The 23,200-nt window shown below is 65.9% G+C and carries 15 protein-coding genes, 1 tRNA gene and 1 pseudogene; 10 read left to right on the top strand and 7 right to left on the bottom strand.

Features of this window, described 5'->3' with window-relative positions; genetic code table 11:
* Positions 1–316: 316 nt before the first annotated feature.
* A tRNA-Arg gene (locus DNX69_RS01180) sits at positions 317–393 on the bottom strand.
* Positions 394–686: 293 nt separating this feature from the next.
* Between DNX69_RS01180 and DNX69_RS01185 the strand changes: the two genes are divergently transcribed.
* The 6 genes from DNX69_RS01185 (at position 687) to DNX69_RS01210 (ending at position 11,919) form a co-directional block, all read left to right on the top strand.
* Positions 687–5,900: an alpha-2-macroglobulin family protein gene (locus tag DNX69_RS01185; protein ID WP_110784169.1), complete on the top strand. Its 5,214-nt coding sequence runs from the start codon at positions 687–689 to the stop codon at positions 5,898–5,900.
* Positions 5,897–8,119 (top strand): penicillin-binding protein 1C, encoded by a 2,223-nt coding sequence (gene pbpC, locus DNX69_RS01190; RefSeq protein WP_425327281.1) that lies wholly within the window; start codon positions 5,897–5,899, stop codon positions 8,117–8,119. The genes DNX69_RS01185 and pbpC overlap by 4 nt, the downstream gene beginning before the upstream one ends.
* A 50-nt stretch (positions 8,120–8,169) precedes the next feature.
* Positions 8,170–9,915, top strand: a complete 1,746-nt coding sequence (locus DNX69_RS01195; protein ID WP_110784170.1) for an ArnT family glycosyltransferase — start codon at positions 8,170–8,172, stop codon at positions 9,913–9,915.
* 1 nt (position 9,916) lies between these two features.
* Positions 9,917–10,765, top strand: coding sequence for a phosphatase PAP2 family protein (locus tag DNX69_RS01200; protein ID WP_110784171.1), 849 nt, complete (start codon positions 9,917–9,919; stop codon positions 10,763–10,765).
* A gap of 63 nt (positions 10,766–10,828) precedes the next feature.
* Positions 10,829–11,581: a glycosyltransferase family 2 protein gene (locus DNX69_RS01205; RefSeq protein ID WP_110784173.1), complete on the top strand. Its 753-nt coding sequence runs from the start codon at positions 10,829–10,831 to the stop codon at positions 11,579–11,581.
* Positions 11,581–11,919 (top strand): lipid-A-disaccharide synthase N-terminal domain-containing protein, encoded by a 339-nt coding sequence (locus tag DNX69_RS01210; RefSeq protein WP_110784175.1) that lies wholly within the window; start codon positions 11,581–11,583, stop codon positions 11,917–11,919. The genes DNX69_RS01205 and DNX69_RS01210 overlap by 1 nt, the downstream gene beginning before the upstream one ends.
* A gap of 186 nt (positions 11,920–12,105) precedes the next feature.
* On the opposite strand, the gene metC is transcribed toward DNX69_RS01210, so the two are convergent.
* Positions 12,106–13,305, bottom strand: a complete 1,200-nt coding sequence (gene metC / locus DNX69_RS01215) for a cystathionine beta-lyase (RefSeq protein ID WP_110784177.1) — start codon at positions 13,303–13,305, stop codon at positions 12,106–12,108.
* A gap of 326 nt (positions 13,306–13,631) precedes the next feature.
* On the opposite strand from metC, the gene DNX69_RS01220 reads away from it, so the two are divergent.
* The 4 genes and pseudogenes from DNX69_RS01220 (at position 13,632) to DNX69_RS01235 (ending at position 18,133) form a co-directional block, all read left to right on the top strand.
* On the top strand, positions 13,632–14,648 hold the full coding sequence (locus DNX69_RS01220) for an amino acid ABC transporter substrate-binding protein (protein WP_110784179.1): 1,017 nt from the start codon (positions 13,632–13,634) through the stop codon (positions 14,646–14,648).
* Positions 14,649–14,668: 20 nt separating this feature from the next.
* Positions 14,669–15,874, top strand: coding sequence for an amino acid ABC transporter permease (locus tag DNX69_RS01225; protein ID WP_110784180.1), 1,206 nt, complete (start codon positions 14,669–14,671; stop codon positions 15,872–15,874).
* Positions 15,871–17,377: pseudogene (locus DNX69_RS01230) on the top strand (amino acid ABC transporter permease). Before DNX69_RS01225 ends, DNX69_RS01230 begins: the two are co-directional and overlap by 4 nt.
* A 15-nt stretch (positions 17,378–17,392) precedes the next feature.
* Entirely contained in the window at positions 17,393–18,133 is a 741-nt protein-coding gene (locus DNX69_RS01235; RefSeq protein WP_110784182.1) for an amino acid ABC transporter ATP-binding protein, read from the top strand.
* Between the two features lie 27 nt (positions 18,134–18,160).
* On the opposite strand, the gene DNX69_RS01240 is transcribed toward DNX69_RS01235, so the two are convergent.
* The 5 genes from DNX69_RS01240 to DNX69_RS01260 form a co-directional block, all read right to left on the bottom strand.
* Positions 18,161–18,430 (bottom strand): hypothetical protein, encoded by a 270-nt coding sequence (locus tag DNX69_RS01240; RefSeq protein WP_110784183.1) that lies wholly within the window; start codon positions 18,428–18,430, stop codon positions 18,161–18,163.
* A 144-nt stretch (positions 18,431–18,574) separates the two neighbouring features.
* Positions 18,575–19,612 (bottom strand): cysteine synthase A, encoded by a 1,038-nt coding sequence (locus DNX69_RS01245; protein ID WP_110784185.1) that lies wholly within the window; start codon positions 19,610–19,612, stop codon positions 18,575–18,577.
* Between the two features lie 110 nt (positions 19,613–19,722).
* Positions 19,723–20,952, bottom strand: a complete 1,230-nt coding sequence (locus DNX69_RS01250) for an SAM-dependent methyltransferase (protein WP_110784186.1) — start codon at positions 20,950–20,952, stop codon at positions 19,723–19,725.
* Positions 20,953–21,005: 53 nt separating this feature from the next.
* Positions 21,006–21,851, bottom strand: a complete 846-nt coding sequence (locus DNX69_RS01255; RefSeq protein WP_110784188.1) for a DUF1365 domain-containing protein — start codon at positions 21,849–21,851, stop codon at positions 21,006–21,008.
* Between the two features lie 2 nt (positions 21,852–21,853).
* Entirely contained in the window at positions 21,854–23,167 is a 1,314-nt protein-coding gene (locus DNX69_RS01260) for an NAD(P)/FAD-dependent oxidoreductase (RefSeq protein WP_110784189.1), read from the bottom strand.
* Positions 23,168–23,200: the final 33 nt, after the last annotated feature.

The following is a 23,200-nucleotide window of genomic DNA, read 5'->3' on the forward strand; positions in this document are numbered from 1 at the left end:
TCGTTGGCATCCGCATAGCCTTATCGATGCGCTGCATATTTCTCGCCTCGACGCTTCGCGAAACTTCTCCGGGACGCGGGTGCGCAATTAGAGTCGGAGAGGGGGCTCGGGCGGTATTGATTTCGTCTAAAGCCGCGCCGAACATCGCAGTGCTCCCTAAAAAAGGGTGGAGCCGGACCAGTTCCGCGGCGGGCAAACAACAAAGCGGTCCGTGTCTCAAGGACGGAGCAGGATCAAACGAGAGGGCCTGAAACACGAGGCCACATTATGAGCCAGGTGAATTAAGTCTCGGAATGCAAGAAAGGCCCGAGGATACTGGCGATCCCAGCAGGATTCGAACCTGCAACCCGCGGAGTAGAAATCCGCTACTCTATCCAGTTGAGCTATGGGACCGTTGGGGGCTTTATAGCACCACCGGATACAAAAAATCCGCCTCCGCCACAACCGCCCCGAACCATTTGCCACCATCCGGCGTCCAACGCATGCGGCGCGTTGTGTTCGGCGCGCGGGCGGGCGAGGATGCGAGTCCTGAAGCGGCGGTGGCCGGGGAGGGGCGGAGGATGGGTGGCGAAAACGGCGGCCTTGCGTTCGCCTCCAGCCATCACGGCGTCATCTTCGTCACGGCATGACGTGGGTCTGACGCGCAAGTCTAACGCGGCAATCGTTCGCGGCAAGGGAGTTCAAGCATGATCGGTCTGGTTCGCGCCCTCACGCTTTGCGCCGGATTGGCGCTCGGGCTCGCGTCGGCACAGGCGGCCGACAAGGCGTTCCAGCGCGACGAGCTGGCGGATGCTGCGATCAAGCTCGAAGCTCAGATCAAGAGCGAGGCGGCGGCCACCAACAAGCCGGCGGCGGCGCTGCGCGGCGAGGCCGACGCCGCGTTCCGGCGCGGCGACTACCGCACCGGCCTGCAATATATGGGGCAGATCGCCTCGATCGACCCGGCCGACAGCGACAACTGGCTGCGGCTGGCCAGGACGGTGCTGCAGATAAAGGGCGCCACCAGTTCCGAACAGACCTTCCTGCGCGAACGCGCCGCGACGGCGGCCTATATCGCCTATCAGCGCGCCAAGACCCCGGGCGAGGAGGCCGACGCCCTGGCGCTGCTCGGCCGCGCGATGGCCGACCGCAGCCTGTGGCGGCCGGCGCTCGATGCCTTGCGGATTTCGCTGGAGCTGCGGGAGGTCGCCGACATTCGCGGCCAATACGAGAAGCTGCGCGCTGATCACGGCTTCCGGCTGCTCGATTACACCGTCGATTCGGATTCGGCCTCGCCGCGGGTGTGCTTCCAATTCTCCGAGGAACTGGCCAAGCGCACCGATTTTGCGCCCTATGTGACGCTGGCCGGCACCGACAAGCCGGCAATCAGCGCCGAGGACCGCCAGCTCTGCGTCGAGGGGCTGAAGCACGGCGAGCGCTACAACATCAATCTGCGCGCCGGCCTGCCGTCGACCGTGAAGGAGGCGCTGGCGAAGTCGGCCGAGTTCAACGTCTATGTCCGCGACCGCAAGCCGCTGGTCCGCTTCACCGGCCGGGCCTATGTGCTGCCGCGCACCGGCCAGCGCGGCATTCCGCTGGTCAGCGTCAACACCCCGACCGTGGCGGTGCAGGTGTTCCGGATCGGCGACCGCAACCTGATCAACACCGTGGTTGACAGCGACTTCCAGCGCACGCTGAACCGCTACCAGCTCAGCGACCTCGGCAACGAGCGCGGCGCCAAGGTGTGGTCGGGCGAGCTCGACACCGCGGCCGCGGCGCTGAATGCCGACGTCACCACCGCGTTCCCAGTCGACCAGGTGCTCGGCGATCTGCAGCCCGGCGTCTATGTGATGACCGCGGCGCCGAAAGGCCCGATCCCCAATTCCGACGATGACGGCCAGATCGCAACCCAGTGGTTCATCGTCTCCGACCTCGGCCTGACCGCGTTCTCCGGCAATGACGGCATCCACGTCTTCGTCAATTCGCTGGCCTCGACCGATCCGCTCGCCAATACCGAGGTGCGGCTGATCGCGCGCAACAACGAGGTGCTGGCGACCCGCAAGACCGACGCCTCGGGCCACATCCTGTTCGAAGCCGGGCTGGCGCGCGGCGAGGGCGGGCTGTCGCCGGCGCTGCTGACGGCAAGCCGCGACAAGGCCGATTACGCCTTCCTCAGCCTCAAGACCAATGCCTTCGACCTGTCCGACCGCGGCGTCGCCGGGCGCGCGGTGCCGGCCGGCGCCGACGCCTTCGTCTATGCCGAGCGCGGCGTCTACCGCTCCGGCGAGACGGTGCATCTCACCGCTCTGCTGCGCGACGGCCAGGGCATGGCGCTGACCGCCAGCCCGATGACGCTGGTGGTGGAGCGGCCGGATGGCGTCGAATACCGCCGCGCCGTGCTGTCCGACCAGGGCGCCGGCGGCCGCAGCCTCGATGTCGCGCTGAATTCGGCGGTGCCGACCGGCACCTGGCGGGTCCGCGCGTTCACCGATCCGAAGGGCGCCAGCGTCGGCGAGACCACCTTCATGGTCGAAGACTATGTTCCCGATCGGATCGAATTCGACATTTCCACCAAGGACAAGGCGATCAAAGCTGATGCTCCTGTGGAACTTAAGGTCGACGGCCGCTTCCTGTACGGCGCGCCGGCCTCGGCGCTGCAGCTCGAAGGCGACCTGCTGGTGGCGCCCGCCGACGCACGGCCGGGCTATGCCGGCTATCAGTTCGGCGTCGCCGACGAAGAGACCACCAGCAACGAGCGCACGCCGCTGGAAAACCTGCCCGAGACCGACGCCGATGGCGCCGCCACCTTCGAGGTGAGCCTGCCGAAGCCGCCGTCGTCGACCCGGCCGCAGGAGGCGCAGATCTTCGTCCGGATGGCGGAGGCCGGCGGCCGCGCCGTCGAGCGCAAGCTGGTGCTGCCGGTCGCGCCCGCGGCGGCGATGATCGGCGTCAAGCCGCTGTTCGCCGACCGCAACGTTCCCGAGGGCGATGTCGCCAAGTTCGACGTCGCGTTCGTCGCGCCGGACGGCACCTCGCTGGCGCGCAGCGGCCTGCGTTACGAGTTGCTCAAGATCGAGTCGCATTATCAGTGGTACCGGCAGAACTCGTCCTGGGATTACGAGCCCGTGAAGTCGACCAAGCGGATCGCCGACGGCGATCTGTCGATCAAGGCCGGCGAGCCGGCGCGGCTGCAGTTCAATCCGGAGCCAGGCCGCTACCGGCTCGACGTCAAGACTGCCGATGTGGCCGGTCCGCTGACCTCTGTGCAGTTCGACGTCGGCTGGTATTCGGATGGTTCGGCCGACACCCCGGATCTGCTGGAGACCTCGATCGACAAGCCGGAATACGCCTCCGGCGACACCATGACGGTGACGGTGAACGCGCGGACCGCGGGTCTGTTGACCGTCAACGTGCTGGGCGACCGGCTGCTGACCACGCAGTCGCTGCAGGTCAAGCCGGGCAGCTCGCAGGTCAAGGTTGCCGTCGGCAAGGATTGGGGCTCGGGTGCCTATGTCGTCACGACGCTGCGGCGGCCGCTCGACACCGCCGCGCAGCGGATGCCGGGCCGCGCGATCGGGCTGAAATGGTTCGGCATCGACAAGGCGGCACGCACGCTGTCGGTCGAGCTGTCGCCGCCGGCCCTGGTGCGGCCGTCGACGACGCTGAAGCTGCCCGTCAAGCTCAGCGGGCTGTCGCCCGGCGAAGACGCCAAGATCGTGGTCGCCGCGGTCGACGTCGGCATCCTCAATCTCACCGGCTACAAGCCGCCGGCACCGGATGTGTATTATCTCGGCCAGCGCCGGCTCAGCGCGGAGATCCGCGACCTCTATGGCCAGCTGATCGACGGCATGCAGGGCGCCCGCGGCCAGATCCGTTCCGGCGGTGACGCCTCGGCGGCCGAGCTGCAGGGCAGCCCGCCAACGCAGAAGCCGCTCGCGCTGTATTCCGGCATCGTCACCGTGGCGGCCGACGGCACCGCGACGATCGACTTCGACATTCCCGAATTCGCCGGCACCGCGCGGGTGATGGCGGTGGCGTGGACCGCCACCAAGGTCGGCCGCGCCAACACCGACGTCACGGTGCGCGATCCGGTGGTGCTGACCACCACGCTGCCGCGCTTCCTGCGCAACGGCGACCGCGGCACCATGGCGTTCGACCTCGACAACGTCGAAGGCGCTGCCGGCGACTACACCATCAAGGTCAGCGCCAGCGGTCCGGTGAAGCTGAGCGGCGAGGCGGCGGCGACGTTGAAGCTCGCCGCCAAGCAGCGCGGCTCGGCCAAGCTGATGCTGGACGCCGGCGGTGCCGGGACTGCGGCGCTCGACGTCGCGATCCAGGGGCCTAACGGGCTGTCGCTGGCGCGTCACTATGCGCTCGACATCCGTCCCGCCAACCAGACCCTGGCGCGGCGCTCGATCCGGACGCTGGCCAAGGGCGACAGCCTGACGCTGACGTCCGACATGTTCTCCGATCTGGTGCCGGGCACCGGCGGGCTGTCGCTGTCGGTCAGTATGTCGACCGCGCTCGACGCCGCCACCATTCTCAAGGCGCTCGACCGCTATCCGTTCGGCTGCTCCGAACAGATCGCCAGCCGGGCGATGCCGCTGCTCTACGTCAACGATCTGGCTGCCGGCGCGCATCTGGCGATGGATGGTGGCGCCGACGAGCGGATCAAAGGCGCGATTGATCGGCTGCTGTCGCGGCAGGGCTCGAACGGCTCGTTCGGGCTGTGGTCGACAGGCGGCGACGATGCCTGGCTCGACGCCTACGTCACCGACTTCCTGACCCGGGCGCGCGAGAAGCGCTTCGTGGTGCCGGACGTCGCGTTCCGCAGCGCGCTCGACCGCATCCGCAACTCGGTGGTCAATGCCGACGAACCGGACAAGGACGGCGGACGCGATCTCGCTTATGGCCTCTATGTGCTCGCCCGCAACGGCGCCGCGCCGATCGGCGACCTACGCTATCTCGCCGATACCAAGCTCGACAAGCTGGCAACCCCGATCGCCAAGGCGCAGCTTGCCGCGGCGCTGGCTCTCGTCGGCGACCGCGCCCGGGCCGAGCGGGTCTATGCGGCGGCGGCCGACAGCCTCAATCCGAAGCCGTCGATCGTGTTCGGCCGGGTCGATTACGGCTCCGAGCTGCGCGACGCCGCGGCGCTGGTGTCGCTCGCCAGCGAAGGCAACGCACCGCGGCCGACGCTCACGACGGCGGTGCAGCGGGTCGAAGCCGCGCGGGGCCTGACGCCGTACACCTCGACCCAGGAAAACGCCTGGCTGGTGCTGGCGGCGCGCGCGCTCGCCAAGGAGACGATGGCGCTCGACCTCAACGGCGATGCGGTGAAGACGGCGCTGTATCGCAGCTACAAGGCAGACGAGGTGAAGGCCCAGCCGCTCAAGATCGCCAATACCGGTGACAATCCGGTGCAGGCGGTGGTGACGGTGAGCGGTTCGCCGATCACGCCCGAGCCTGCGGCGAGCAACAGCTTCAAGATCGAGCGCAATTACTTCACGCTCGGCGGCGAGTCGGCCGACATCACCAAGGCGAAGCAGAACGAGCGTTTCGCGGTGGTGCTGACGATCACCGAACCGAAGCCGGAATACGGTCACGTCATGATCGCCGACTATCTGCCGGCGGGCCTGGAGATCGACAATCCGCATCTGGTGTCGTCGGGCGATTCCGGCACGCTGAGCTGGATCGCCGACGGCGCCGAGCCGGTGAACACCGAGTTCCGCGACGACCGCTTCACCGCGGCGATCGACCGCAAGGCCAATGACAAGGCGGTGTTCACGGTCGCCTATGTGGTGCGCGCGGTGTCGCCGGGCAAATATGTGCTGCCGCAGGCGGTGGTCGAGGACATGTACAACCCCTCGCGCTACGGCCGCACCGGCACCGGCACGATCGAGGTGCGGGCGGCGAAATGAGCGAGCGGCCGACCAACACGCCCGCAGCGTCGCGAGAGGTCGGGACGCCTGCCAAGGTGTCATTGCGAGCGGAGCGAAGCAATCCAGCGCCACGCGCGCGGCGTGGATTGCTTCGTCGCTTCGCTCCTCGCAATGACGGGTGGAGGGGATGGCGGTGGATCAGAACGACCGCGATCGTCTCGGCGGTGCTGGTAGTCGCTGCCCTCGGCAGCCTCGTTGCCTACGCCGTCTCGCTCGGCCCGCTGCCGCTCGACGAGGCGCGGCAGACCTCGGTGACGGTGGTCGATCGCCACGGCAAGCTATTGCGCGCCTATGCGATGGCGGACGGGCGGTGGCGGTTGCCGGTGGACGCCTCGACCGAAGTCGATCCGCGCTACCTCAAGCTGCTGTTCGCCTACGAGGACAAGCGGTTCTGGTCGCATCACGGCGTCGACCCGCTGGCAGTCGGGCGCGCCGCGCTGCAGCTCGTCACCCAGGGCCGGATCGTGTCCGGCGGCTCGACCATCACCATGCAGCTGGCGCGGCTAATGGAGCCGCGGCGGCAGCGATCGCTGAGCGCCAAGCTGCGGCAGATGGTGCGGGCGGTCGAGTTGGAGCATCGGCTGTCGAAGCAGCAGATCCTAGACCTTTATCTGGCGCTGGCGCCGTATGGCGGCAATCTCGAAGGCATTCGCGCCGCCTCGATCGCGTATTTCGGCAAGGAGCCGAAGCGGCTGACGCTGGCGGAATCGGCGCTGCTGGTGGCGCTACCGCAGTCGCCCGAGCACCGCCGGCTCGATCGCCATCCGGACGTCGCCCGCGAGGCGCGCGACCGCGTGCTGGCGCGGATGGTCGAGGATGGCGTCGTCAGCGCCGAGGACGCGGCGCAGGCGAGGGCGGTGCCGGTGCTGCGCCAGCGCAAGCCGATGCCGATCCTGGCGCCGCATTCCGCCGATCAGGCGGTGATCGCCGACAAGGACGCGCCGCTGATCCGGCTCACCCTCGACGCCGGTCTGCAGCGCGCGCTCGAGACGCTGGCGCGCGACCGCGCCGCCGCGCTCGGCCCCGACATCTCGATCGGCATCGTCGCGGTCGACAATGCCAATGGCGACGTGCTCGCCCATGTCGGCTCGGCTGACTATTTCGACGACCGCCGCGCCGGCCAGGTGGACATGGTCCGCGCGGTGCGCTCGCCGGGCTCGACCTTGAAGCCGTTCATCTACGGGCTCGCCTTCGAGGACGGCTTCGTCCACCCGGAAAGCCTGATCGACGACCGCCCGGTGCGGTACGGCGCCTACGCACCCGAGAACTTCGACATGACGTTCCAGGGCACCGTGCCGGTGCGCAAAGCATTGCAACTGTCGCTCAACGTCCCGGCGATCGAACTGCTCGACCGGGTCGGGGCGGCGCGGCTGGCGTCGCGGCTGAAGCAGGCCGGCACCGAGCTGGTGCTGCCCAAGGACGAAGCGCCAGGTCTGGCGATGGGGCTGGGCGGTGTCGGCATCAAGCTGATCGACCTGGTGCAGCTCTACAGCGGGCTGCCGCGCCTTGGTAGCGTGCTCCCGCTGCGTGAAATTGCAAGTTCCGGCAATGACAAGCGCGAGACTCTGCGCCTGATGGATCAAGTCGCGGCTTGGCAGGTCGGCAGCGTTCTGCTCGGCACCCCGCCGCCTGAGAATGCGGTGCGCAACCAGATCGCGTTCAAGACCGGCACCTCCTACGGCTACCGCGACGCCTGGTCGGTCGGGTTCGATGGCCGGATGACAATCGGCGTTTGGGTCGGGCGGCCCGACGGTGCTCCGGTGCCCGGGATGATCGGCCGCGTTGCCGCCGCCCCGGTGCTGTTCGACGCCTTCGCCCGCAGCGGCCACCTCCGCGCACCATTGCCGAAGGCGCCGCGGGGAACGTTGGTCGCCAGCAACGCCAGGCTGCCGCTGCCGCTCCGGCGATTTCGGCCGGCGGGCGATCTGGTACGAACCGGCGACGACAAGGCGCTGCGGATCCAGTTCCCGCTGAACGGATCGCGGATCGATGCGGTCAGTGAAGCGTCGGTCGGCGCGCTGCCCGTCAAGGTCGCCGGCGGGGTGCTGCCGATGACCGTGATGGTCAACGGATTGTCGGTCGGCGAGATCGACGGACGGCGGCAACGGCTGATCGCGCCGCCCGGTCCGGGTTTCGTCCGGCTCACCGTGATGGATGCCGTTGGCGCCGCGGACACAGTTGTCGTCAGAATTCAATAGAGCCGGGCTAAGCAGTTGTCGCTGTATCGGTTTCAGCGTATGCGGAGCCGATGATCGATACCTCTGCCAGACCCCGTTTCGGCGCGCCGCGCGACCCCAAAACCAACGTCGATCCCGGCCGCGGGCTGGTCGCCGTGCTGGATTTCGTGACGGTCAGTCATCTGCGCGCCACCGCATTTCTGGTGCTGGTCGGTCTGCTGTTTTTCCTGCCGGGGTTTTTCAACATCCCGCCGATCGACCGCGACGAAGCGCGGTTCGCGCAGGCGACCAAGCAGATGGTCGAGACTGGCGATTTCATCGACATCCGCTTCCAGGACGAGGTTCGCTACAAGAAGCCGGTCGGCATCTATTGGTTGCAGGCCACCGTGGTCGAGACCGCCGGCAAGCTCGGCATTCCGCGGGCGCAGGTCCGGATCTGGCTGTACCGGGTGCCGTCGCTGGCGGGCGCGATCGGTGCGGTGCTGATGACCTATTGGGCGGCGCTGGCCTTCGTCGGCCGGCGCGGCGCGGTCATCGCCGCCTTGATGCTGTGTAGTTGTATCCTGCTCGGCGTCGAGGCGCGGCTCGCCAAAACCGATGCGTTCCTGCTGTTCACCGTCACCGCCGCGATGGGCGCGATGGCGCGGGCCTATCTCGGCTGGCAGCGCGGCGACATCGAGCCGGAGCGGTCGTGGATCGTGCCGGCGGTATTCTGGACCGCGCTGGCGGCGGGTATCCTGCTGAAGGGGCCGCTGATCCTGATGTTCATCGCGCTGACGGTGATCCCGTTGGCGATCCTCGATCGGTCGGCGGCCTGGCTGTGGCGGTTGCGACCGCTGCTCGGCATTCCCTGGATGCTGCTCTGGGTGCTGCCCTGGTCCATCGCGATCTATCTGCGCGCCGGCGACACCTTCTTTGCCGACTCGGTCGGCGGCGACATGCTGAGCAAGATCGCCAGTCCGCAGGAATCGCACGGCGCGCCTCCCGGCCTCTACTTCTTGCTGTTCTGGGCGACGTTCTGGCCGGGCGCGCCGCTGGCGGCGATGGCCGCCCCGGCGGTGTGGCGGGCGCGGCGGGAGCCGGGCGCGCAATATCTGCTTGCCTGGCTGATCCCGTCCTGGATCGTGTTCGAACTGGTGATCACCAAGCTGCCGCATTACGTGCTGCCGCTGTATCCGGCGATCGCGATCATGACGGCGGGGGCGATCGAGCGCCGGGTGCTGTCGCGCTCCTGGCTGGCGCGCGGCTCGGCGTGGTGGTTCGCGATCCCGGCCATCATCCTGCCGCTGGCGGTGATCGGTTCGGTGTATCTCACCCATCACCCGATGTTCCTGGCATGGCCGTTCGCGGCCGGTTCGCTGATCTTCGGCCTGTTTGCCTGGCGGTTGTTCGATGAGAACCGCGCCGAAGCCTCGCTGCTGAATGGGGCGTTGGCGTCGCTATTTCTTGCCGTGGCGGTATTTGGCGTCGTGGTGCCGCTGCTGCGCCCGGTGTTCCCGAGCGTCGAAATTGCGCGCGAGCTGCGCAAGGTGGTGTGCGTCGGCCCCAAGGCTGCGGCTGCGGGTTATCACGAACCCAGCTTGGTGTTCATGACCGGCACCGATACGCTGCTGACCGACGGCTCCGGGGCTGCGGACTTCCTGCTCGGCGGCACCTGCCGGTTCGCGATTGTCGAGTCGCGCAGCGAGCGCGCGTTCGCCAGCCGGGCCGAGGCTATCGGGCTGCGCTACAACGTGGCGGCGCGGATCGACGGCTATAACTTCTCGCAAGGCAAGCCGGTCTCGATCGCGATCTTCCGCTCCGAGGGCACCCAGTAATATGGCCGTGCCTGACGAGGCCGGTCGGCCGCAACGCATCTACCCGATTGAACTGGTGCTGGTGATCGGCGGGGCGCTGCAGCAATTGGTGCGGGCGCCGTCGCATTCGCGGCGCGCCGAAGCTGCGCGGCGCTGGGCGCGGCATGCGCTGTGGCTGACGGCGGGGCTTTCGCTCGCCATCGTGATATTGATGGTTGGTGTCGACGCCTTCGAGATCGGCCTGATGCCGCCGCGGGGTACGCCGTCGCTGTGGCCGGTGAAGATCGTCACTGATTTCGGCAAGTCCGCCTACGTGTTGTGGACGCTGGCGGGCTTACTGCTCCTGGTCGCGCTTATCGTCCCGCTGCTGCGCGGCGCACCGCGTGCAATCCTGGTCGGGTTCGGCACCCGCGTGCAATTCCTGTTTCTGGCGGTTCTGGTCCCGGTCGCAATCGGGGAAGTGCTGAAAGGTATCATCGGCCGCGGCCGGCCGTTCGTCGGCGGCGCGGCCGATCCTTACAACTTCTCGCCGTTCGCCTGGAACGAGGCTTACGCCAGCTTCCCGTCGGGACATTCGATTACCGCGGCTGCACTTGGATTCGCCGTCTCGGCGCTGTGGCCGCGTCTGACCGCGCTGATGGCCGCTTACGTTGTGGCGATCCTGGTCAGTCGCTTGGTGCTGCTTGCGCACCATCCGAGCGACGTCGTCGCCGGTGCCTTGCTTGGCCTCGTTGGAGCGATGGCGGTACGGTACTGGTTCGCCGCCCGTCGGTTGGCCTTCACCATCCGCCTGGATGGCACCATCGATCCGCTGCCAGGGCTGTCCTGGGATCGCGTCAAAAGGGTTGCCCGCGGCGGCTCCGCCCCATAAGAAGCGGGCGCGCAGATAGCGCCCCGGCCGCGAGTTCCCGTCGGCCCCGGATTGTTCCGAAGCATGCCTGAAACCTTGTCTCAGTCCGGACCGCCGCCTGCGGTGTCCATCGTAGTGCCGGTGCGCAACGAGGCCGACAACGTCGCCCCGCTGATCGCTGAGATCGCTGCCGCGCTGGATGGACGCTGGGTCTACGAGATCGTCTATGTCGACGACGGTTCGACCGATGCAACCCCGCAGCGGCTCGCCGCATTGCGCGCCGAGCGGCCCAACCTGCGCCAGATCCGCCATGCCGCGTCCTGCGGTCAGTCGGCCGCGGTGCGGACCGGCGTCCGCGCGGCCCGCGGCGGGATGGTTGCGACGCTGGACGGCGACGGCCAGAACAACCCGGCCTTCATTCCTGAGTTGATCTTCGCGCTGGAGCAGGGCGGGGCACGGGTCGGTCTTGCCGCCGGTCAACGCGTCGGCCGCAAGGACACCGGGTTCAAGCGGCTGCAATCCCGCGTCGCCAACAAGGTGCGCAACGCCATCCTACGCGACGGCACTCGCGACTCCGGTTGCGGCCTGAAGGCGTTCCGCCGCGACGTGTTCCTGTCGCTGCCGTATTTCGACGGCTTGCATCGGTTCCTGCCGGCGCTGGTGCGCCGCGAGGGCTTCGACATCGTTTATGTCGACGTCGCCGACCGGCCACGATTGTCGGGCAAGTCCAACTACGGATTCTTCGATCGGCTGTGGGTCGGGCTAATGGATCTCGCCGGGGTGTGGTGGCTGATCCGCCGCAAGAAAGCGACCCCGGTCGCGACCGAGGTGAACTGATGCTGATTCAATATGGTCAGGCGCTTGGCGACTACCTTTACGACGTATTCGTCGCCAAGTTCGATTTCTGGCTCGCTTTCGGTCTCGTCGCGCAGCTCCTCTTCACCGCGCGATTTCTGGTGCAGTGGATCTCCAGCGAGCGCGCCGGCAAGAGCGTGGTGCCGATGGCGTTCTGGTTCTTCTCGATGGGCGGTGGCCTGATGACCCTGGTCTACGGCATCGCCAAGCGCGAGCCGGTGATCATCCTCGGTCAGGCGATGGCGACCGTTATCTACGTGCGCAACATCATGCTGATCATCAAGGCGCACGCGCGCGGCTCGGAGACGCTGCCGAACTGAGCGGCGAGGCGTACGCTCGCTCGACGCTGCTCAGCGCGATCAGAACGAAGACCATCCCCGTCATTGCGAGCGAAGCGAAGCAATCCAGCTGCCTTGCGCGCGGCTTTCTGGATTGCTTCGTCGCGGAGCCTGTGCCCGGACGGCGCGAAGCGCCGATCCGGGTGCTCCTCGCAATGACGGAGAAGATTATTTCCGTGCCGCGCTGAATGCCGCGAAGCCGCGTTCCAAATCGGCCTTCAAGTCGTCGGTCGATTCCAGCCCGATATGCAGCCGCAGCGCGGGGCCGCCCGGGTTCCAGGTCGTCGCGGTTCGGTATGACGCGCAGTCGAATGGGATCACCAGGCTTTCGAAGCCGCCCCACGAATAGCCCATCCCGAACAGCTTGACGGTGTCGAGCAGGGCATCGACGGTCGCCTGCGGGGCATCCTGCAGCACGATCGAGAACAGGCCGGAGGCGCCGGTGAAGTCGCGCTTCCAGATGGTATGGCCCGGATCGGTATCGAGACCCGGATGCAGCACGCGCTGCACTTCGGGACGGGCGGCGAGCCAGCGTGCCATCTCCAGGCCGGCCTGATAGTGCCGGGCGAGCCGCACCTCCAGGGTGCGCAGGCCGCGCAGCGCCAGGAACACGTCGTCCGGCCCGGCGCAGACGCCGAGCAGCCGGATCGCTTCCGACACCTTCGGCCAAGCCGCGGCATTGGCCGAGATGGTGCCGAACATGATGTCGGAGTGACCGCCGATATATTTGGTCGCGGCCTGGATCGAAATGTCGACGCCCTGTTCCAGGGAACGATGATACAGCGGGGTCGCCCAGGTGTTGTCGTCGATCACCAGCGCGCCGTGCTGCTTGGCGACCGCGGCGATCGCCGGAATGTCGGGCATTTCGAATGATTGCGAGCCCGGCGCTTCGACCACCACCACTGCCGTGTTCGGGCGGAAATGCTCGGCGATGCCGGCGCCGATCAGCGGATCGAAATAGCTGGTCTCGACGCCGAGCCGCTTCAGCATCTGATCGCAGAACAGCCGGGTCGGGCGGTAAGCGTTGTCACAAACCAGGACATGGTCGCCGGCCTTGACCACGGCGAGCAGGGCGGTCGAGATCGCCGACACGCCGGACGGGGTGATGCCGACGCCCGCGCACTGTTCGCCTTCGAGCGCCATCAGCGCCTGCTGCAGCGCCTTGGTGGTCGGGGTGCCGTGCCGCCCATAGGAGTACTCGCCGCGATGGGCGTGCAGGTCGGCAGCGGTCGGGTACAGCACCGTCGAACCATGCACTACCGGCGGATTGACGAAGCCCTTCTGCGCTGCAGTGTCGCGGCCCGCGGTGACAAGACGGGTCTGCGTGCTGAGCGGCGCGGATGTCCCGTTGGAGTCGGAAGAGTCCATGAGTGCTCGCTGGTGGTTGGGCCGATGATGACAGCGCAGGGGGGCGTGTGCTTCGGCTACTTCGACGAATGGGTGTAATAGCAGCTTCTGGAAGATGGCCGTCAACCCCTTGACCCGGCGCGCAACTCGTTCTGTGATGCATATCGGTCTGTCTGGGAGGCCGTGCTGGTGAGCTCGCGAATTGCCGGGCGAGAGTTCTTGCAGCACGGTGCCGGGCAACGGCTGCCGCGCGCGGGCCTTCGGGCGATCGAACGGCGGATCCAATCGGAACGCATCGCCCACGGAGCCGATTGAAGCGGCCAGGACATCCCTTGAAAGGTCATTCCATGAAACGTGTATCGCTTGTCGCCGCCCTCGCTGCCGCCGCCGTGTTTTCGGTATCTTCGGCGGGTGCGCAGACCCTGAAGACGGTCAAGGATCGCGGCATGTTGTCCTGCGGCGTCAGCCAGGGACTGCCCGGATTTTCGGCACCCGACGACAAAGGCAATTGGACTGGCCTGGATGTCGATGTTTGCCGCGCGATCGCGGCTGCGATCTTCGACGATCCGAGCAAGGTGAAGTTCGTGCCGCTGTCGGCCAAGGATCGCTTCACTGCACTGCAGTCCGGCGAAATCGACGTGCTCTCGCGCAACACCACCTGGACGCTGTCGCGCGATACCTCGCTCGGGGTCAATTTCACCGGCATCAGCTATTATGACGGTCAAGGCTTCATGGCCAAGAAGGCCCTGAAGGTGAACTCCGCGCTGGAACTGAACGGCGCATCGATCTGCGTGCAGACCGGCACCACCAACGAGCAGAATGTTGCCGACTATTTCAAGGGCAACAACATGAAGTACGAGGTGATCGCCTTCGCCAACGCCGACGAAGCGGTGAAAGCCTATGAATCCGGCCGCTGCGACGTGTTCACCTCCGACGTCTCGCAGCTCTATGCCCAGCGCCTGAAGCTCGCGACCCCCGCTGATCACATCGTGCTGCCGGAAGTGATCTCCAAGGAGCCGCTCGGACCGCTGGTTCGCCATGGCGACGACCAATGGTTCGATATCGTCAAGTGGACGCTGTTCGCGATGATCAATGCCGAGGAACTCGGCATCACCCAGAAGAACGTCGATGCGATGGCCAAGTCGGACAAGCCCGAGTTGAAGCGGGTGTTCGGTACCGACGGCAACCTCGGCGAACAGCTCGGCCTGACCAAGGATTGGGTATCCCGGATCATCAAGGCGACCGGCAACTACGGTGAATCGTTCGAGCGCAACGTCGGCGCGGGCTCCAAGCTGGAGATCGCGCGTGGCCTCAACAAGCTATGGAACAAGGGCGGCATCATGTACGCCCCGCCGATCCGCTGATCGCTCCCAGACCCGCGCCGATGACGATCGACGCACGCCCACCACCACCGCAGCTCGCCGCAAAACTGCGGCGGGCGCTGGGCGGCCGCTCTGGCTGGAAAGGGCTGATCGCCCAGGTGCTGTTCGTCGCGGCGCTGGTCTGGATCGGTTACGAGATCTTCGACAACGCCCGAGACAACCTCGCCAATCAGCGGATCGCCTCGGGCTTCGGCTTCATGTCGCAAACGGCGGGATTCGGCGTCAGTCAGACCCTGATCCCGTATCAGGAATCCGATAGCTATACCCGGGTGTTCCTGGTCGGCCTGATTAACACGCTGCTGGTATCCGTCGTCGGCATTTTCTTCGCCACGCTGATCGGATTTGCGGTCGCGCTCGCGCGGCTGTCGCCGAACTGGCTGATCTCCCGGATTGGCGGCGGCTATGTCGAAATCGTCCGCAACCTGCCGCTGCTGTTCCAGATCCTGTTCTGGTATCTCGCCGTGCTCGGCGCGCTGCCGTCGCCGCGCCAGAGTGTGTCGGTGATGGATAGCTTCTTTTTGTCCAACCGGGGCATCGTGGTGCCGCGGCCGGTCGGCGAGGCGGGGCTCGACGGCTTTCTGGTTGCGCTGCTGATCGCTGTGGCCGCAGCGATTGTGCTACCGCTCTATGCGCGCCGACGGCTGTTTGCGACCGGCAAGCCGTTGCGGGTGTGGCCTTGGGTGCTCGGCCTGTTGATCGGATTGCCACTGATCGCCTTCCTGATCTTCGGCAAGCCGTTTTCATTGGAAGTGCCGGTTCTGCGCGGATTCAATTTCGCTGGCGGCGCCCGGCTCGCACCGGAATTCGTGGCGCTGACGCTGGCGCTGTCGACCTACACGGCCGCTTTCATCGCTGAAGTCGTCCGGGCCGGGATTCTGTCGGTGCATAAGGGACAGATGGAGGCCGGCGCCTCGCTCGGCCTGTCGCGCTGGCAGACGCTGCGGCTGATCGTGATCCCGCAGGCGCTGCGGGTGATCCTGCCGCCGCTGACCAACCAGTATCTCAACCTGACCAAGAACTCGTCGCTAGCGGTGGCGATCGGCTATCCCGACCTGTTTTCGGTGTTCGCCGGCACCACGCTGAGCCAGACCGGGCAGGCGATCGAGGTGATCGCGATCACGATGGGCGTGTACCTGCTGATTTCGCTGGTCACCAGCGCGCTGATGAGCCTGTACTCGTGGCGGATCAATCGGAGTATGGGCGCATGAGCGAGCTCGGGTCCGTGACGCCGGTGTTCGTCCGCGGCGAGATGGTGCCGCAGCGGCCGCCGCCGGTCGATCGGCCGGGCGTGCTCGGGCTGATGCGGCAGAGGCTGTTCAACTCGCCGACCAACATCCTGCTGACCATCATCGGAATCCTGCTGCTGTATTTCACCATCGTGCCGACGGTGAAATTTCTGCTGCTCGACGCCGTATGGACCGGCTCGAACCGCACCGACTGCCTCGCCGACAAGGTGGGTCATCCGGTCGGGGCGTGCTGGCCGTTTGTGCAGGCCAAGTTCTCGCAATTCATCTACGGCTTCTATCCGACCCCGGAGCGTTGGCGAGTCGATCTGGTATTCGCGCTCGGCGCGCTGCTGCTGCTGCCGCTCTTGATCCCGCGCGCACCGGCCAAAACGATCAACGCCGGCCTATTCTTCATCGCATTTCCGGTGCTGGCGTTCTTTCTGCTATATGGCGGCGGCCTGCAGGGATTCGGAGTGACCTGGAGCGCCGATTTGGCCAGCGGTCTGGCGGACAACGTCAGCAGTGCCGGACACAAACTCGCCTCCGGCGGAGCGTTCAGCGGCGCGATCGGGCTGGTGCTGCTCGGCCTCGGTACAGCGCTCGCCTGGCTGAGCTGGCCGCTGGTGGTGCTACGCGATTGGATTCAAGCCTCGTCGCAACCGCTGTGGCTCGATCTTCTGTGCTCGGCGATCATTGCCACCGCACTGGTGTTCGTTCTGACCGGCGTGCGCAACGGCTGGCGGGCTCTGGCGACCACGGTCGCGACCTTCGTCGGCATCGCAATCGTGATCGCGGTGCTTCGTCTGGATCGTGGCGGCCTGCCGATCGTCGATACCAGGATGTGGGGGGGGCCTGCTGGTGACGCTGGTGGTGTCGGTCACCGGCATTGTCGCCTCGATGCCGATCGGGATTGCGCTGGCGCTCGGCCGCCGCTCGACGATCCCCTTGATCCGGATCTTCTCGGTCGCCTTCATCGAGTTCTGGCGCGGCGTTCCGCTGATCACGGTGATGTTCTTCGCCACCTACATGCTGCCGTTGTTCCTGCCGGGCAATTTCACCATCGACAATCTGATGCGGGTGCTGATCGGCATCGCGCTGTTCGCCGGCGCCTACAATGCCGAGGTGATCCGCGGCGGCCTCAACGCGATCCCGCGTGGTCAGGCGGAAGCGGCGAGCGCACTCGGGCTGTCGTATTGGAAGACCACAGGACTGATCGTGCTGCCGCAGGCGCTGCGCCACGTCATTCCGGGCCTCGTCAACAGCTTCATCGCGCTGTTCAAGGACACCTCGCTGGTGTCGATCGTCGCGCTGTTCGATCTGCTCGGCCAGCTCCGCGCCGCCTTTGCCGATCCGACCTGGTCGACCCCGACGACGCTGTTCACCGGTTTTGCATTCACCGGTCTCATCTACTTCGTGTTCTGCTTCGGGATGTCGCGCTATTCGCTGTCGGTCGAACACCGGCTCAACGCGCACCGGCGGACCTGACGGAAGGATCGATTGATGGCTGACACTCCGATCGTCAGGGTCGCAGGTCTGAATAAATGGTACGGCGAGTTCCACGTGCTGCGCGACATCAACCTCGAGGTCGCGCGCGGCGAGCGCATCGTGATCTGCGGACCGTCGGGCTCGGGCAAGTCGACGCTGATCCGCTGCATCAATGCGCTGGAGGAGTTTCAGGAAGGCGACATCGTGGTCGACGGCATCGATCTCGGGCCGAGCCTGAAGCACGTCGATGCGATCCGCCGCGAAGTCGGGATGGTGTTCCAGAGCTTCAACCTGTTTCCGCATCTCACCGTGCTGGAGAACTGCACGCTGGCGCCGATCTGGGTCCGCAACGTGCCGAAGAAGGACGCCGAAGCCACCGCGATGAAATATCTCGAGCGGGTGCGGATTCCCGACAAGGCGGACAAATATCCGGGGCAGATTTCCGGTGGCCAGCAGCAGCGCGTGGCGATCGCGCGGGCGCTGTCGATGAACCCGAAGGTGATGCTGTTCGACGAGCCGACTTCGGCGCTCGATCCGGAGATGGTCAAGGAGGTGCTCGACACCATGGTCGACCTCGCCGAGGAGGGCATGACCATGCTGGTGGTGACTCACGAAATGGGCTTTGCCCGCGAGGTCGCCGACCGCGTCGTGTTCATGGATGCCGGTCAGATCATCGAGGCAAACGAACCGGAGCAGTTCTTCGCCAATCCCCAGCACGCGCGGACCAAGCTGTTCCTCAGCCAGATCCTGCGCTGATGTCCGGGTGCCGGATCCGGTCGATGGTTATCTGATGATGGTCGCGCGTGACGAGTAACGCTTGGCGGTGCTGACGGTGAACTGGCCGAACGTCTCCCGAATGCGCTCGGCGGGCGTCATCGCTGCATCGAACCCAAGCGTTGCGGCAGTGCTCGGCGACGGACGCGGCGCATAGAGCGCGCTGCTGTAGAGCGACCGGTCGAAACGGTAGCTGTCGTTGCCGAACAGGGCATCCGACACGAATAGCACAGCAACCGCCGCCACCAGCGTGGTGCCGAAAGACCTGAAATCGGACATGAGCCGACGCGCTCCTTGTTTTGCGCAAGGATCGGCCGGCGCCATGAAATTTCAGTTTAATGCGCCGCGTGCCGTTATGGCAGGGTTGGCGGCGGGTTAACGCGGTCGCTCAGGATGTCGTGGCCGCGGCCGCCATGCTCGCGCTTACGCCTGCTCGAACGGCACCTGGATCGTGCTCTTGGTCTCCATCCAGTCCGGTACCGGCAGGTTCTTGCTGCGCATGAACTCCGGGTTGAACAGCTTGGACTGGTAGCGGCTGCCATAGTCGCACAGGATGGTCACGATGGTGTGGCCAGGACCGAGATCCTTGGCGAGACGGATCGCGCCGGCGACGTTGATGCCGCTCGAGCCGCCGAGGCAAAGGCCTTCATGTTCGAGCAGATCGTAGATCAGCGGCACGGCCTCGCTGTCTTGGATCTGATAGGCGTCGTCGATCTGTGCGCCTTCGAGATTGGCCGTGACGCGGCCCTGGCCGATACCTTCGGTGATCGAGGAGCCTTCCGACTTCAGCGCGCCGTTCTTGTAGTAGTTGTACAGCGCCGAGCCCATCGGGTCGGCGAGCACCGCGCGAACCTTCGGATTGAACTGCTTCAGGCCGATCGAGACGCCGGCCAGCGTGCCGCCGGAGCCGACCGCGGCGACGAAGCCGTCGACCTTGCCATCGGTCTGATTCCAGATCTCCGGCGCGGTGGTCTCGATGTGCGCCTGGCGGTTGGCGACGTTGTCGAACTGATTGGCCCAGATCGCGCCGTTCGGTTCGGTCTCGGCGAGCTGCGCGGCGAGCCGGCCGGACAGCTTCACGTAGTTGTTGGGATTGGCGTAAGGCACGGCCGGGACTTCGATCAGCTCGGCGCCGCACAGCCGCAGCATGTCCTTCTTTTCCTGGCTCTGCGTGTTCGGGATCACGATCACGGTGCGGAAGCCGAGCGCGTTGGCGACGAGAGCCAGCCCGATGCCGGTGTTGCCGGCGGTGCCTTCGACCACGACGCCGCCGGGCCGCAGTGCGCCGCGCTTCACGGCGTCCTGGATGATGAACAGCGCGGCCCGATCCTTCACCGACTGTCCCGGATTCATGAATTCGGCCTTGCCGAGAATAGTGCAGCCGGTCTGTTCCGACGCGCGCTTCAATTTGATCAGGGGCGTGTTGCCGATGGCGTCGACGACGTCGTTCTTGATGCTCATGCTGTCCGGCTGATGACGTTGCGGGCCCTCAAGGTAGGAGACCGCACGACGCGAGACAAGGCATGCATGCCGCAGCATTGAGCAATCGCGGCGGCGATGCAGCCGCGCGATCAGCCGGCCTTGGCGAAAACCACCTGACGGACGTCGATGTTGCCGGACAGGAAACCGGCTTCGCAATAAGACAGGTAGTATTCCCATAGCCGGCGGAAGCGTTCGTCGAAGCCCTGCGAGGTCAGCTTGGGCCATGCTGCGCGGAAATTGTCTCTCCAGGTCGCGAGCGTCTTGGCATAATCTTCTCCAAACACGCGCTCGCGCACCACAGGCACACCGAATGTCTCGCCGAGCGTCTTGAGCACGCCGGGCGAGGGCAGCATCCCGCCCGGAAACACGTAACGCTGGATGAAGTCGACCTCGCGGCGATAGGCCTGGAAGAAGCGGTCCTGGATGGTGATGGCCTGGATTCCGACCAGACCGCCCGGCATCAGCCGATCGCGCAACTGTGAGAAGTATCTCGGCCAGAATTCTTCGCCGACGGCTTCGATCATCTCGATCGAGGCGATCCGATCATAGCGACCGCGTTCGTCGCGGTAATCCTGCAGCTTGATCTCGACCTTGTCTGCGAGCCCGGCCTCGAACATTCGCTTCTGCGCAAAGTCGCGCTGTTCCCGGCTGATGGTCAGGCCGACGAGGCGGACGTCGAAAGTCTTGGCGGCATATTCGGCGAAGCCGCCCCAGCCGCAGCCGATCTCCAGCACCGACTGGCCGGGCTTGAGGTCGATCGCTTCGGCGAGGCGCTGATATTTGTTGATCTGCGCCGCGGTCAGATCGTGGGTGTGATCCTCGAACAGCGCCGATGAATAGGTCATGCTCGGATCGAGCCAGGCGGAGTAGAACTCGTTGCCGATATCGTAGTGGGCGTAGATGTTCTTCTTCGCCTGCCGCTTGGTGTTGCGGTTGAACCAATGCCGCACCATCTGCACGAACCGCATCAACGGATTGTCGCCGAGCATCGCCTGGATGAGCTCGTGATTGACGCAGAACAGATACAGGAATTGGGTGAGATCTGGCGTGTCCCACTCCCTGTTTAGGTAGGCCTCTGCAATGCCGATGTCGCCGCCATTGATCAGCCGTGACGCAAAGCCGTAGCTGTACAGCCGCATCTCGGCGGCGGGGCCGGGCTCGGCGCCGCCGAGGCGAAAGCGGCGGCCATCGGGAAGGGTGACGTCGAGCGTCCCGCGCTGCAGCCGCGCGCCGAACGCCAGCGCCATCCGCACCACGCGCGGCAGATCGGCCACACGGGCTTCGACGTTGTCGGGGGTCAGCGCTACCAACTCGGACATTGTTGTTCCATCGCTCACGCCCAGCGGAACGGAAGCGACGCCGGGCTCACTGTTTATGGATTATAAGCATCGGGCCCGCGGGCTGCAAAGCTGGGCGGTGGCGGTGGTGACGCAGGGCGCGGAACGAGCTTGGCGCCCTTGATCCACAGCCGCAGCGCTTCCCAATGAATCGCGGCGATTACCTTCGCCGTCATCAGCGGCAGCGCGAAGAAAGCCCTTAGCAACGAGGCGCTCGACAGCGCGCGGCGTGTGCCCGCAAAAGTGGCAGCTAGCACCGGGCCGTCGGCATCCGTCTCGAGAATCCGCAGCCGCACGATGTCGCCGGGCGGCATGATACGGAAGTGATAGCGCATCGCCATCTCGATGAACGGCGAGACGTAGAACAGTTTGTCCTGCTCCTGCCGCAGACCGGCGGGGCCGAGCTCGCCGGCGCGGACCGGTAACACGTAAGGATGGATGTCGCCGAAGGTGTTCCGGACTTCGTAGATTACCACCGCCAATGCGCCGGAGGCATCATAGCCGAAATAGACCGACAGCGGATTGAAGGTGTAGCCGAGGACCCGCGGGTAGGTCAGCAGCAACACCCTGCCGCCCCGGAGATCGACGCCTTGTGCAGCAGCGCTGGCCTCGGCGTAGGCGCGCAGCGACGAGCCGTCGCGCGGTCCGTGGTCGGTTTCGTGGAAACTGTACAGCGCGCGCCGGTTGACGCCGAACAGTGGTGAGATCCGGTTGGCCTCATCCAGTCGACCGAGGTCGATCAGCAGCGACATCACCCGATATTGGAAGCGGTGCCCGACCGGCTTCAGCCGCGCATGCATCACATCGCCGACATACAGCGCCGCCGCCGCGGTGGGAGGCGCGCCGATCGCCGAGGAGGTGGAGGCGGTGAGGGGCGCCATGGCTATTCGGCCGCTTCGCAGAATTCCGGCGGCGGCCCGCGCCACGGCACCGGGGCGCCGAGATGTTCGGCGACCGCCAGCCCGGAGCGAAGCCCGTCCTCGTGGAAGCCGTAGCCGGTCCAGGCACCGCAGAACCAGGTGTTGCGATGGCCCTGGATCTCACCGACGCGCCGCTGCGCGGCGAACGCCTTGGCGGTGTATTGCGGATGGTCGCAGGCATAGCGGCCGAAGGTCAGCTCTGGCGCCGGCTCGAACGGCGGGTTGAGGCTGACGAACAATGGTTTGTCGGCGTCGATGCCCTGCAGCCGGTTCATCCAATAGGTGACTGCGACGTCGTTGACCGGCGAGCCCTGGCGCTGCCAGCGTAGAAAATTCCACGACGCCCAGGCGCGCTTGCGCTTCGGCATCAACCGCGGATCGCGGTGCAGGTACACCATGTTCGGTGCGTAGCCGATGCTGCCGAGAACCTCGCGCTCGATGTCGCTGGCGTCCGAGAGCATCGTGAGCGCCTGATCGCTGTGCGCCCCGATCACGACATGATCGAACACACCGAGGCCGCCGAGACTGTCGCGGACGATGACGCCCTTCGGCGAGCGTTCGATCGAGGTGACGGCTGCGCCGAGCCGGATGTCGTCCTTGAAGGCGCTGGTGAGCTTCTCGACATAACGGGCACTGCCGCCCTTCACGGTGCGCCAGATCGGACGCTCGTAGTGCAGCAGTCGATGGTTGTTGAAGAAGGCGACGAAATTCTCGGCCGGAAAGTCGAGGATTTGGGACGCGGGCGCCGACCAGATTGCCGCGCCCATCGGCGCCAGATAGTCGGTCAGCAGCCGCGGCGAGAATTTGCGGCTCTGGAAATAATCGCCCAGCGAAAGGCCGGCGAGGGTGCCTGCCTTGAAATCTTCGACGCTCTGCTCGTTGAAGGTCAGAATGTGCCGCAGCATCTTCAAAAAGGACGGCGACAGCAGATTGCGGCGCTGCGCGAAAAGGCCGTCCGCGGTTTCCAGCCAGTTCGAGCCGCCGCCCTTCCATTCGAAACGGCCGGCGTCGGCGCTGACCGAAAAGCTCATGCAGCTTTCCGCGGTCTCGACGCCGAGATGCGCGAACATCGCGGTGAGATCGGGATAATTCAGCTGGTTGTAGACGATGAAACCGATGTCGACCGGAATTGAAGAGCCGTCATAGTCGACTGTGACGGTGTGGCTGTGCCCCCCGGCGCGCAGTTCGCGCTCGTAGACTGTGACGGGGTAGCGTTGCGACAACGCCCATGCGGCGGCATTCCCCGCGATTCCCGTTCCGACGATAGCGACGCGCATTCCAAGCCCCCTCTAGCCCACCGGCGACCGAGC

This window comes from Rhodopseudomonas palustris, from assembly GCF_003226555.1.
Lineage (GTDB): Bacteria > Pseudomonadota > Alphaproteobacteria > Rhizobiales > Xanthobacteraceae > Rhodopseudomonas > Rhodopseudomonas palustris_I.

Coding starts and splice junctions, on each gene's coding strand:
- DNX69_RS01185 (WP_110784169.1), top strand. CDS start 687: ATGATCGGTCTGGTTCGCGCCCTCACGCTTTGCGCCGGATTGGCGCTC.
- pbpC (WP_425327281.1), top strand. CDS start 5,897: ATGAGCGAGCGGCCGACCAACACGCCCGCAGCGTCGCGAGAGGTCGGG.
- DNX69_RS01195 (WP_110784170.1), top strand. CDS start 8,170: ATGATCGATACCTCTGCCAGACCCCGTTTCGGCGCGCCGCGCGACCCC.
- DNX69_RS01200 (WP_110784171.1), top strand. CDS start 9,917: ATGGCCGTGCCTGACGAGGCCGGTCGGCCGCAACGCATCTACCCGATT.
- DNX69_RS01205 (WP_110784173.1), top strand. CDS start 10,829: ATGCCTGAAACCTTGTCTCAGTCCGGACCGCCGCCTGCGGTGTCCATC.
- DNX69_RS01210 (WP_110784175.1), top strand. CDS start 11,581: ATGCTGATTCAATATGGTCAGGCGCTTGGCGACTACCTTTACGACGTA.
- metC (WP_110784177.1), bottom strand. CDS start 13,305: ATGGACTCTTCCGACTCCAACGGGACATCCGCGCCGCTCAGCACGCAG.
- DNX69_RS01220 (WP_110784179.1), top strand. CDS start 13,632: ATGAAACGTGTATCGCTTGTCGCCGCCCTCGCTGCCGCCGCCGTGTTT.
- DNX69_RS01225 (WP_110784180.1), top strand. CDS start 14,669: ATGACGATCGACGCACGCCCACCACCACCGCAGCTCGCCGCAAAACTG.
- DNX69_RS01235 (WP_110784182.1), top strand. CDS start 17,393: ATGGCTGACACTCCGATCGTCAGGGTCGCAGGTCTGAATAAATGGTAC.
- DNX69_RS01240 (WP_110784183.1), bottom strand. CDS start 18,430: ATGTCCGATTTCAGGTCTTTCGGCACCACGCTGGTGGCGGCGGTTGCT.
- DNX69_RS01245 (WP_110784185.1), bottom strand. CDS start 19,612: ATGAGCATCAAGAACGACGTCGTCGACGCCATCGGCAACACGCCCCTG.
- DNX69_RS01250 (WP_110784186.1), bottom strand. CDS start 20,952: ATGTCCGAGTTGGTAGCGCTGACCCCCGACAACGTCGAAGCCCGTGTG.
- DNX69_RS01255 (WP_110784188.1), bottom strand. CDS start 21,851: ATGGCGCCCCTCACCGCCTCCACCTCCTCGGCGATCGGCGCGCCTCCC.
- DNX69_RS01260 (WP_110784189.1), bottom strand. CDS start 23,167: ATGCGCGTCGCTATCGTCGGAACGGGAATCGCGGGGAATGCCGCCGCA.